We start from the raw sequence: 11,966 nt of genomic DNA on the forward strand, positions 1-11,966 counted from the left end.
CGGTTGCTGTTGTAAATATATAGATACACGTAAACAAGCCGTTTGCGCCTTAGCGCCTATCGGCTTGCCCGCTCATTCTATGCAAGAGGTCATCTACTTAGCTTTGTCTGAATAAATTCCCCGCCAGTGATCTGCTTAGTTGCCTTCCCAATATGCGAATCGTTTGTAAGACTTGATTTTGTAGTTCACACCGTGCGGTCCGGTGTATTGGACCAATACATGTTGTCGATCTGTCGATGCTTCAAACCAGAAATCTACCGGCGGTATGAATTGTTTTGTCGGTCCTGCAAACCGCATCCGCACATGATACGCTTCCACTTCTCCTATCGGCAGTATCAATTTTTCTTTACCCACATACTCAACTACCCACTGCTGCGGTGCATATGGCGACCATTTCGTTGTCGATTGGTCCGGCACAAGATTCATCATAATATCCGCAGGAGCATCAAATGGATATCCACGTAACACCAGCGTCATCGCATCGAAAAACCCAAAGTCTTTCGGCGTGTTATACCGATCGTTTCGACTTCCTTCATTCGGAAAATATGAATCCTGCTCCCAACTCACTTTGCCGTCCCAATTCACAAAGCGTTTGTACGTACTGCCGCAATCTTCGATTGAAGCGTGATCTAATTTATAACTCTTGAAATCTTTGGTGCCGATATAGCTCATCATACTGTAGTGATACACATAGTTTTTGACAGCGATATCTTCCAGGATGTGATGTTTGAAAACAGGCATCCCATTTCTGGTAGCATCTTTGGTAAACGTTTTTGTGCTGAAGTGTTCCTTGTTGGTGATGATCAGTGCTTGGTATTGTCGCAGCTTGCCATAGATGGGTCGTGTTGCTTCATACGTCACATATTCTGCCTTCCCATCAAACCAAATCGGATCATCAGCCCAGCCATGTGTGAAGGATTCATACCCGTTCTGCGCACCAGCCTGCAGCGTCATCATCAAACTGACAAACAAGATCACGATTGTATGTTTCATTTTCATATGCCTGATATTAGAAAGGATCAGTTGCCGATGAATCCAAGGATTAAACCTGTTTTCGTAGGGGACTATTTCAGCATTTTTGTATTGCAATGGAGTGATTAAGCCAACTAGACCATCTCGCGTTGCATCGGTTCACCTAACATCTGTGCATACACGCGCTCGTAAGCCTTGTGCATTTGATGCTGGGTGAACATCTTAAGTAAACGGTTTTGCCCCGCTTCTCCCATTTTAGCCCGCATGTCTGCATCGCCAAGCAACATCTTCAGATTATGTGCAAGTGCTTCCGGATGTTGTCGTTCAGAGAGCAAACCATTGCGGCCATGCTCCACAACTTCCGCATTCCCTCCCACATTGGTTGCTGCGATCGGGATGTTTGCTGCCATTGCTTCCAATAGTGTGACGCTCACTCCTTCACTTAAACTTGACAGCATAAAAATGTCTGCCGCGGGCAAGATTTCGTGGACATCATCTCGTACACCTGTAAATAGCACGTGCTCACCAATCTCCAGTTCTTGTACAAGCGCCTCGATCATTTCTCGTTCACTGCCATCACCTACCAATACCAGTTTTGCGCGGTTTGCTTTCGAACCCAGCACTTCCGGCTCATCGCCAATCGCTCTGGCAAACGCACGGACGGCTGTTTCATGATCCTTCACCGGATGGAACCGCGCGACTTGCATGATGATCCGTTCGTGTTCGCCCAGACCCAGTCGCCGCCGAGCTTCTGCCTTGTCGCCCGCGCCAAATTTATCCGGGTCGATCCCGTTGTAGATCACCTCGACGGTTTTGCCGGTGCGCTGCTCGGTGATCCCCTCGTTTTCGATCAGAGCTTGACGAACAAACTGTCCAACCGCTGTAACTCGATCGTGTTCTTTAAGTAAATATTGATTCACAAACACCCGTTTGCCACTGCGTTTATCTGGATAATGCCTACCATGTTCGGTAAACACAATCGGAGGGTGTGCTTTGAATCGTCGTGAGACTGCTGCATAAAAGAATGGTGTGTATTGATGCGCGTGCAACAAATGGATATGTCGCTCATGTACCACTTTCCGAAGCCGCCGCCCAACGCGCCAGTCTACGCCTGGCCGCCGCCCCAGATCGACCACCTCGTATCCTTCGTCTCGAAGTTGATCTCCCAGTACACCTACCCCATCTAGGCACAAGAATACAAATCGCCACCGATGACCCAGTCGTCGGGCCAGATCTGCAGCCAAAACTTCTGCACCCGCAAAATCCATTTGGTGCAGCACATGGCCAATCAATGGTAAATGCATACTCATAAACAGCTTCCTGTCTTTAGCCCGGCACATCCTGATCAATATATCATCGGCTCACTTTTTTTATCGGACAACTGCAGGCTCACCCTGAGGCGAAACCCATCTTTTCTCTCCAGCTTCGATCCGTCAATCATGACAGAAGATCTTAATCTTATTTATAAAAAAGACTTATCGTAAAATTGAGGTCTTATATAAGACGCGCAATATAAAAATATCTAATTGTACACTTTTTTGACATTAACTTCCCTAATGATATACTTCTTATCTTATGCAGACGTTGCGTCTCTTCTATGATGTTGCGCGTTGCCACAGCTTCTCACAGGCAGCCAACCTTCATGGAATCACTCAGTCCGCCGCAAGCCAGCGTATCAGCCAGCTTGAGAAACGACTTGGTGTGACGCTCATCGACCGTTCTGTCAGGCCGCTCGCGCTTACCGACGAAGGCAACACCTTCCTTGAAGGTGCATCGTGCATCCTTGATAAGTACGACCGGCTTGCCGCAAAACTGGCGAGCATGAAACAAGACCCTATCGGGACCGTTCGGATCGCTGCGATCTATTCCTCCGGCATCGAACTCCTCGGACGCATCGCCGACCAGTTCCATAAAGAACACCCTCGGGTCCACATCGACATCCACTACACCAAGCCCGACCATGTGTATCGGGAAGTACGTGAAGATGTCGCCGACTTTGGAATTCTCGCCTACCCTCAGGGGTGGCGCAAACTCGGGATCCTCCCACTCCGCGAAGAGGTAATGGCTGTGGTCACTAACCCCAGTCACCCACTTGCCTCTCGCAGCGTGGTGACACCAGAAGATTTGTCACCCTATGAAATGGTGACATTTGATACGGACCTGCCGCTTGGCAGAAAGATTCGCTCCTTCCTCAAGGAGCATCACGCGACGCCGCGCATTGCCGGCTCGTTTGACAACATAGACACGGTGAAGAATGCGGTCGCTGTCACCAGCACTTTTTCCATCCTCCCCGGACGCACCGTCCTTCGAGAATTGGAAGCAGGCACGTTGACACTGACCGAGCTCCGCCCGCAGATGGTCAGGCCCATGGGTGTGGTTTACAGGAAACGGCATAAGCATCAAGACGCCGCTTTCTCTCCCGCGACGCAACAGTTTATTGACTACTTGCTCGCAAATGCTGGCCCCGACACGGACCTTGGCCAGCAGTTCTGGGCTTCGCGGCAGATCAAACACGCTGCGACCCCCGAATCGCTACGCATCTGATTATTTCGGGTCTGCGCTTCACCTGCCCCGCATACCAAGCGGGACACAACGACATGAAGAAGAATATGAAGGATTGGGTTATGGATAATCAAAAGACAGACAGCTTGCGCGACCCTCAGTACAAGCTCAGCCCCGGTTTTCCCGAGAAGCAGGCACTCTATGATCCTGCCAATGAGAAAGACGCTTGTGGCGTAGGTTTTATTGCGCAGCTCAAAGCCATCGGTTCGCATGGCATCGTCACTGATGCGCTTGAAATGCTACACCGCATGGATCACCGTGGTGCTTGTGGCTGCGAAGCCAATACCGGTGACGGTGCGGGTATCCTCACCGCCATTCCGCACGATCTTTTTAACGAAGAATACAAAAAGAATGCAGGTACCGATCTTCCAGAGCGCGGCCACTATGCTGTCGGCATGATCTTCTTCCCGCAAGATGCTGATAAACGTGCTGCTTGCAAAAAGGTTATTGAAAAGTACATCGCCGAGCACAAGCAAACTCTCCTTGGTTGGCGCGAAGTGCCAACCTCCGCATCTAATGCAGATATTGGTCCATCTGCACTCCGTACTGAGCCGTTCGTTGAGCAAGTTTTCATTGGCGCAGCCACGGGTGAGTTTGGTGCAGACTGCGATCACGATCAAGATGCCTTCGAACGTGAACTATATACCATTCGTAAGCAAGCCTTCCACGAGATCAAAACCAATGATCTCGACGACGGCACCTACTACGTTTGCTCTCTTTCTTCAAAAATCATCACCTACAAAGGTCAGCTTACCAGCTACCAGGTACCGCTTTATTATGCCGACCTCCGCGATGAACGATATACATCGCATCTTGCCATGGTTCACTCCCGCTTCTCCACCAACACGTTCCCATCTTGGGACCGCGCTCAGCCGCTGCGTTGGATGAGTCACAATGGCGAAATCAACACGCTCCGCGGTAACGCCAACTGGACCAAAGCACGTCAAGGTCTCATGAAGTCCGAACTCTTCGGCGAGAATCTCGACCTGCTTATGCCTGTCATCGATCCGACGACATCGGACTCGGGTACGTTCGACAATGTACTTGAGTTGCTGCTGCTGTCTGGTCGTACGCTTCCCGAAGCCATGATGATGATGATCCCCGAAGCGTGGGAAAATCATGAATCCATGTCGCCCTCAAAACGTGCTTTCTACGAATACCATGCGTCACTCATGGAAGCATGGGATGGGCCGGCCTCGGTTGCATTTACCGATGGCACGTACATTGGTGCGACCCTCGACCGTAACGGCCTCCGTCCCTCGCGCTACTACGTCACCGAAGATGACCGTGTGATCATGGCTTCCGAAGTCGGCGTCGTGCCAGACATCCCGACTGATCAAGTGCGATACAAAGGTCGCCTGCAGCCCGGCCGCATGTTCCTCGTCAACTTCGATGAAGGACGCATCATCGCCGACGAAGAACTCAAGAACAGCATTGCCACCGCGCGTCCTTACGGGCAGTGGCTACAAAACCAGCGCATCGAAGTGTCTGAAATCCCCGGCGCTGAGCGCGGTCTTGATGTCGCACGTGTCGATGAAAACCAAGTCCTCGAAAAAATGCAGGCCTTCGGCTTCACCATCGAACACCTCCGCATGTTCCTTCAGCCCATGTGCCTTGATGGCAAAGACCCCATCGGCTCGATGGGTAACGATGCGGCTCTTGCCGTGCTTTCTGACAAGCCACGCCTGATCTATGAATACTTCAAACAACTTTTCGCACAGGTGACCAACCCGCCGATCGATCCGATTCGCGAAGAGATCATCATGTCGCTGGAAACTTACATCGGGCCCGAAGGCAATATTCTTGGCACCACCGAAGAGCAATGCCATCGCCTGCATCTGCCGCATCCGATTCTTACAAATGCAGAACTGGATGCGCTCCGCAACATGAAACACCGTGATTGGAAGTCAATCACCATTGACATCACCCACCCGCTGGCTGCTTCTGATACTGAGAATGAAAAGAATCTGAACGAAGCCCTCGATCGTATTTGCGTAGAGTCCCGCCAAGCGATTGCTGATGGGTATCAGATCATCATTCTTTCCGATCGTGGCACCAGCGCGACCCGTGTGCCGATCAGCTCACTGATTGCCGGCGGTGCGGTCCATCATCACTTGGTTAAACACCAAGAGCGCACCCAAGTTGGTCTGGTGATCGAATCCGGTGAAGCGCGTGAAGTGCACCACTTCTGCCTGCTTGCCGGCTACGGCGTTGATGCGGTTAATCCATACATGGCCTTCGAAGCCATCTACCGCATGCGTAATGAACGCATCATGGACCCCGATGCGATCTCCGAAGAAAAGGCCATCAAGAACTACATCAAAGCTGTCGGTACCGGTATGCTCAAAGTGTTCTCCAAGATGGGTATCTCCACGCTTGCTTCCTACAAGGGGGCGCAAATCTTTGAAGCCATTGGCCTACGTTCCGATGTCGTCGACCGTTGCTTCTTCGGAACCGCCTCGCGACTTCAAGGTGCAGGTTTCGATGTGCTTGCCAAGGAAGCAACCCGTCGTCATGCCATCGGCTATCCGCCCAAGAAAGTCGTTAAACTTCCAACCCTCCCTAACCCCGGCGACTTCCACTGGCGCGCTGGCGGCGAGAAGCATCAGTTCAACCCCGAAACGATTGCAAACCTCCAACGGGCAGCCCGCGAAAACTCTCGTCAGGCTTATGATGATTATGCTCGCCTCATCAACGATGACGCAAAATCACGCGCCACCCTACGTGGCCTCTTCAACTTCGAGATCGATGAATCCAAATCCATCCCGCTTGATGAAGTCGAGTCGGCAGCGCATATCGTTCGCCGGTTCCGATCCGGCGCGATGTCCATGGGTTCGCTCTCCAAAGAAGCGCACGAATCATTGGCTGTTGCGATGAACCGTCTCGGCGGCCGCTCAAACTCTGGTGAAGGTGGTGAAGATCCCAAACGCTTTAAGCCCGACAACAACGGCGATCTGCGACGTTCCGCGATTAAACAGATAGCCTCCGGCCGTTTCGGTGTGACCTCCTATTATCTCACCAACGGTGATGTTCTGCAGATCAAAATCGCGCAGGGCGCGAAGCCGGGTGAAGGTGGTCAGCTTCCCGGCTTCAAGGTCGACAAAGCTATCGCCTCGTTGCGTCACTCCACCCCTGGCGTCGGTCTCATCTCTCCGCCACCGCACCACGACATCTACTCCATCGAAGACCTCGCGCAGCTTATTTATGATCTGAAAAACTCGAACCCCGAAGCGGATGTTTCGGTGAAGCTCGTCTCCGAAGTTGGCGTTGGCACGATTGCTGCAGGTGTTTCTAAAGCGCATGCCGATCACATCTTAATCTCGGGTCACGATGGCGGCACCGGTGCTTCACCGTTGACTTCGATCAAACACGCCGGCCTTCCATGGGAACTCGGTCTTGCTGAAACGCATCAAACCCTCGTCATGAACGATTTGCGTTCACGTGTTCGTCTTGAAACCGACGGCGGACTCAAGACCGGCCGTGACGTGGTGATTGCCGCGTGTCTTGGTGCCGAAGAATACGGCTTCGCCACTGCGCCGCTTGTCACCATGGGCTGCATCATGATGCGCAAGTGTCACCTCAACACATGTCCCGTCGGCATCTGCACGCAAGACCCTGTGCTTCGCAAAAAATTCAACGGCCAACCCGAACACCTCGTCAACTATCTTTTCATGGTCGCCGAAGAAGCCCGCCAACTCATGGCCAAGCTCGGCATCAAAACCATAGACGAACTGATCGGCCGCGTCGATCTCATCGACACACGTGACGCAGTGGACCATTGGAAAGCTGATGGCCTTGATCTTTCTGCGATCCTTACACCTGCGAAGAAGCCGCACGAAAATGTCGGTATCCGTAAGTTGCAAGAACAAGATCACAATCTCGGTGAAGTCCTCGACCGCAAGCTCATCGCTGAATGTCAGCCCGCGATCAAGGATCAAACCCCAGTTACACTCGATATCAAGATCGAGAACACCGATCGTACCGCCGGCGCGATGCTCTCGAATCAGGTGTCCAAGGTTCATGAAGCGGCCGGTCTCCCCGAAGACACGATCACCGTGAATTTCTCCGGTTCCGCGGGCCAGTCCTTCGGCGCCTTCCTCGCACATGGCATCACCTTCAACCTTGAAGGCGATGCAAACGACTATGTCGGCAAAGGTTTGTCAGGCGGGCGCGTGGCGATCTTCCCACCGAAGAACGCAACTTTTGCTGCGGAAGACAACATCATCGCCGGCAATGTCTGCCTCTACGGCGCGACCAAAGGTGAAGCATACTTCCGCGGGATGGCTGCCGAACGGTTCTGCGTTCGTAACTCCGGCGCCCATACCGTTATCGAAGGCGTCGGCGATCATGCTTGCGAATACATGACCGGTGGCCGCATCGTCATCCTTGGCCCGACAGGCCGTAACTTCGCAGCCGGTATGTCCGGCGGCATCGCCTACATCTGGGACCCGGCCGGTAACTTCATCCAGCACTGCAACCTCGGCATGGTCGAACTCGAAAAACTCGAAACCGAAGAGGATATCACCGAAGTTCGCTCCATGATCGAGAAGCACCTGCAATATACCGGCTCCAATGTTGCGGAAAAAGTGCTCGCCACATGGAAGGATCGGGTCAGCCAGTTCGTCAAAGTCATGCCGATTGATTACAAGCGTGTCCTGCGTGAACAGCAGCTTGCCGCTGCCGCTTCTGAAAATATGCCCGGCGTCGGCCAAGGCTAATCTAATCAACGGTTAGATCAGAACCCTTTAGACTGAAATTAAAATCATGATTGGGAAACCTGCATAAAGACAGGTGATAGAAAGAAGATAAGACATGGGTAAACCAACAGGATTCATGGAATACAAGCGTAAGCCGCTCCCAAACCGCGATCCGCTCACGCGTGCCAAGGATTTCAACGAAATCCACGATCATGATTCGGATACCAAGCTCAAGAACCAAGGTGCCCGCTGCATGGACTGCGGCGTGCCCTTCTGCCAGTCCGACACCGGCTGTCCCATCGACAATCTCATCCCTGAATGGAATGATCTCGTCTATCGCAATCAGTGGAAAGAAGCGCTTGACCGCCTCCACAAGACCAATAACTTCCCCGAGTTCACTGGCCGCGTCTGTCCCGCACCGTGCGAAGGCTCTTGCTGCCTCGGTGTGATCGAACCCGCTGTGACCATCAAGTCCATCGAGTGCGCCATCGTTGATCGCGGCTATGAAGAAGGCTGGATCATCCCCGAGCCGCCTGAAGCGCGCACCGGCAAACGTGTCGCTATCGTCGGCTCCGGACCCGCAGGTCTTGCCGCAGCCGCACAACTTAACAAAGCCGGCCACGATGTCGTTGTTTACGAACGTCACGACCGCATAGGCGGACTACTCATGTATGGCATTCCCAACATGAAGCTCGACAAGAACTACGTGCAGCGCCGCATCGATCTCCTGATCGCCGAAGGTGTGAATTTTGTCACCAATGCTTTCATCTGCGGCGACGACGATCAACCTGCAGGCGCAGGACCCAAAGATTCCAATATTCAATACATTCCCATGTCACAATTGCAGGACGAGTTTGACGCGGTTCTTCTTGCCACCGGTGCTACTCGGCCGCGCGACCTTCCTGTTCCCGGTCGTGAACTCAAAGGCGTCCACTTTGCCATGGAGTTCCTCCATCAGAATACTAAGTCGTTGCTTGACTCAAACCTTGAGGACGGCAACTACATTTCAGCCAAAGATAAAAACGTCGTCGTCATTGGTGGTGGTGATACTGGTACTGATTGTATCGGTACATCTATTCGTCACGGTTGCAAGTCTGTGATCAACTTTGAACTGCTCCCGCAACCACCCAAAGAACGTGCTGATGACAACCCTTGGCCGCAGTGGCCGCGCATCCTTCGCACAGATTATGGCCATCAGGAAGCCGAAGCTATCCAAGGCGAAGACCCACGTGTCTACAAAATCCTCACCAAAGAATTCATCGGCGACGATGATGGTAATCTTACTGGCGTTAAAACCGTTCGTGTCCACTGGCGCAAAGATCAGCAAGGTCGTTGGGCTATGACGGAAGTCACCGGCTCCGAACAAATCATTCCTGCGGAACGATGTTTCCTTGCCATGGGCTTCCTCGGACCTGAAACTTTCCTTGCTGAAAAACTTGGCCTTGAAACCGATCCACGTACAAATTTCAAAGCACAATATGGCGACTATGCTACTTCCATTGAAGGCATTTTCGCTGCCGGTGACTGCCGTCGTGGCCAGTCACTTGTCGTTTGGGCGATTAATGAAGGTCGTGGCGCCGCTCGTAAGATCGACGAATACCTCACCGGTTCATCTGAACTTCCCGCTTCCGGCGTGAAAACACAATTCGCCTCTTCCGCCGGCTAATTAGTGCTTAGATAGAAACTATCCAACCAAACCCATGGCCACGGTCATGGGTTTTCTCTTTACATCTCATTTTTTGAAATCAAATAAAAAAACCGCATTCTTTTGAATGCGGCATATCTATTCAACGATTTAATTGCCTGAAAGATCAATCCTTCTTTGCCTTCACGCCAAGCTCCTTAAGTGCTTCCTTGGCTGCTGCTCTTGCAAAATAGGCTTTTGGGTACTTCGCTAAGATTTCTTGATAGACCTCGATTGCGCCTTCTTTCTCATCAGCTTTCAGATAGCTTGCGGCAGTCTTGAGCATCTGCTTGCCTTTTTCATCTTGCTTGTGTGATTCATATCGTTCAGCAAAAGTTTCATCCGCTTCAAGTTCCCGTACGCGCGCGGCTGCTTTTTTAGCTTCTTCGCTATCCCCACCGCGCTTGATAACCCATTGATACTTCTCGTATGCCTTCACAAGGTCTTGCCCACGTTCTGCTGCTTCTGCCTGCGCCATTTTGCTCGCGAGCAGTTTCGGATTTACTTTTTTCCGCGGGTCTGCAGTATTTTGACGTTCAATCTTTTTCCCACGCAATTTCTCAAGCGCTTTTTTCTGCGATTTGGATTCTCTTGCTGCCTGCTGTAGCGCCCGGAGTTGCCGGATCATTTCAGGATTGTCCTTGATCAGCATCGCTATTTCCGGATTCTTTAAAATCTGCGATTGCATCGACATCGCTAATTTCACAGCTGCATCGACCAGTTCCGGATCACGTGCTGCTTCAACCGGGATCGCACTCAATTTCTGCAACACCACCGCAAAGTTCCCTGCCTTGGCCGCCTCTTGTGCCTCAGCAATCAATCCCAATGCTTGCTTACGTGTTGCAGCATCTACCTCAAATGCAGCTGCCTCTTCATCTTCTCGTGCTTCTTCCTCGGCTGCTTTTTTTTGTTTCGAAGCTTTCGTTGTAAGCTGATCTTTGTATTTCTTATAGATATCTTTGATTGGTTGATCCATCCGCATTGGATGCCCAGTCCATTCCACTTTTCCATCTGGCCCCATGATAAAAACGCGCGGAATACCGCTTACACCAAATTGTTCCGTCATTGTCCGTTTGCTATCCAACATCTGCGGCCAGGAAATCCCATTCTTCCTAACAAACGTTGACACATCCCGGCCACGACGATCAAGGCTGATCCCAATAATGACTACACCCTTCCCGTGCGTTGCTTTATACAATTCCTTCATATGTGGCATGGAATCTACGCATGGAGGGCACCACGTTGCCCAAAAATCCAAAATCACAATCTTCCCACGTAGCTTCTCGCTCGTGATTACCTCACCACGCATGGATCTGATTCGGTAGTCAGGATTCTGTCCCACACTTACCGCCGCATGTAATTCCGTTCCAGCTACACACAACAACATCATCACGTACAATAAACCGCGAATTAATATTGTCCCCATAACAAAACTCCAATTCCTTACAAAGTGACATGTATCCCGGACATCATTGTCCCATATACGCACCTACTATCCTCTCACATTCAGCTGTGATTGCAATCCGACCCCCAAATGTCTTCGTTTAAAAGTCCTTAATCACTCAATCGTCCCCCATTTTCAAGCTCCTTCACAATCACATCCCGCATCGCTGCCGCGGTGACCACCTCTTCCACCACTACCTCATCTGCCCCAGCCTGCTCCGCCATCATGCCTCTGCTCAAAAAATTCGTCCGCGCCACGATGAACAAATCCCGTCTCATCGACCGTGCAATTCGGCAAGCCTCAATTGCTGATCGTTCGTCTGGGATCGCCACCACCAGCAAATCCGCCGACATGATCCCTGCTTCCTCTAGCACACTCCCATCCAAAACATCACCATACTTCGCCCCCTTCTTTTTCTCCAGCCGCATTAAAACCGTGTCAGCATTCTCATCAATCACCGTCACCTCAAAACCGCTTCCTTCAAGTTCTGCTGCCACCAATCTTCCTGCCGGTCCATATCCCGCCACAATCGCACGACGATCGCCCGCATCTGCTGCGCCGTTTGTTTTCACAACACTCGCTTCTTCATCTAACTCACTCATGCTTT

General features: G+C 51.6%; 7 protein-coding genes. 3 read left to right on the top strand and 4 right to left on the bottom strand.

Translation table 11 applies throughout. The features are described 5' to 3' along the window. Positions 1-135: 135 nt before the first annotated feature. Complete coding sequence (locus ACQ6WK_RS16555) at positions 136-993, bottom strand: hypothetical protein (protein ID WP_432798500.1); 858 nt, start codon at positions 991-993, stop codon at positions 136-138. Between the two features lie 113 nt (positions 994-1,106). After that, positions 1,107-2,282: a glycosyltransferase gene (locus ACQ6WK_RS16560; RefSeq protein ID WP_432798501.1), complete on the bottom strand. Its 1,176-nt coding sequence runs from the start codon at positions 2,280-2,282 to the stop codon at positions 1,107-1,109. Between the two features lie 265 nt (positions 2,283-2,547). Here ACQ6WK_RS16560 and ACQ6WK_RS16565 point away from each other — a divergent pair, with 265 nt between their 5' ends. The 3 genes from ACQ6WK_RS16565 to ACQ6WK_RS16575 all read left to right on the top strand — a co-directional run bounded on the left by ACQ6WK_RS16565 (position 2,548) and on the right by ACQ6WK_RS16575 (position 9,897). Continuing rightward, positions 2,548-3,516 carry a LysR family transcriptional regulator gene (locus tag ACQ6WK_RS16565; RefSeq protein ID WP_432798502.1) on the top strand — a complete coding sequence of 323 codons (969 nt, stop codon included), beginning with the start codon at positions 2,548-2,550 and terminating at the stop codon, positions 3,514-3,516. A gap of 80 nt (positions 3,517-3,596) precedes the next feature. Further along, positions 3,597-8,252, top strand: coding sequence for a glutamate synthase large subunit (gltB, locus tag ACQ6WK_RS16570; RefSeq protein ID WP_432798503.1), 4,656 nt, complete (start codon positions 3,597-3,599; stop codon positions 8,250-8,252). 94 nt (positions 8,253-8,346) lie between these two features. Further along, positions 8,347-9,897: a glutamate synthase subunit beta gene (locus tag ACQ6WK_RS16575; RefSeq protein WP_432798504.1), complete on the top strand. Its 1,551-nt coding sequence runs from the start codon at positions 8,347-8,349 to the stop codon at positions 9,895-9,897. A 145-nt stretch (positions 9,898-10,042) separates the two neighbouring features. Here ACQ6WK_RS16575 and ACQ6WK_RS16580 read toward each other — a convergent pair whose 3' ends face one another. Next, complete coding sequence (locus ACQ6WK_RS16580) at positions 10,043-11,341, bottom strand: redoxin domain-containing protein (RefSeq protein ID WP_432798505.1); 1,299 nt, start codon at positions 11,339-11,341, stop codon at positions 10,043-10,045. A 128-nt stretch (positions 11,342-11,469) separates the two neighbouring features. Beyond that, on the bottom strand, positions 11,470-11,961 hold the full coding sequence (locus tag ACQ6WK_RS16585; RefSeq protein WP_432798506.1) for an NAD-binding protein: 492 nt from the start codon (positions 11,959-11,961) through the stop codon (positions 11,470-11,472). Between the last annotated feature and the right edge of the window lie 5 nt (positions 11,962-11,966).

This window comes from Poriferisphaera sp. WC338 (assembly GCF_050931845.1).
Classification (GTDB): domain Bacteria; phylum Planctomycetota; class Phycisphaerae; order Phycisphaerales; family Phycisphaeraceae; genus Poriferisphaera.

What these genes read in the sequence shown, in the direction of transcription:
- ACQ6WK_RS16555 (WP_432798500.1), bottom strand. Translation starts at nt 993, where the DNA reads ATGAAACATACAATCGTGATCTTGTTTGTCAGTTTGATGATGACGCTG.
- ACQ6WK_RS16560 (WP_432798501.1), bottom strand. Translation starts at nt 2,282, where the DNA reads ATGAGTATGCATTTACCATTGATTGGCCATGTGCTGCACCAAATGGAT.
- ACQ6WK_RS16565 (WP_432798502.1), top strand. Translation starts at nt 2,548, where the DNA reads ATGCAGACGTTGCGTCTCTTCTATGATGTTGCGCGTTGCCACAGCTTC.
- gltB (WP_432798503.1), top strand. Translation starts at nt 3,597, where the DNA reads ATGGATAATCAAAAGACAGACAGCTTGCGCGACCCTCAGTACAAGCTC.
- ACQ6WK_RS16575 (WP_432798504.1), top strand. Translation starts at nt 8,347, where the DNA reads ATGGGTAAACCAACAGGATTCATGGAATACAAGCGTAAGCCGCTCCCA.
- ACQ6WK_RS16580 (WP_432798505.1), bottom strand. Translation starts at nt 11,341, where the DNA reads ATGGGGACAATATTAATTCGCGGTTTATTGTACGTGATGATGTTGTTG.
- ACQ6WK_RS16585 (WP_432798506.1), bottom strand. Translation starts at nt 11,961, where the DNA reads ATGAGTGAGTTAGATGAAGAAGCGAGTGTTGTGAAAACAAACGGCGCA.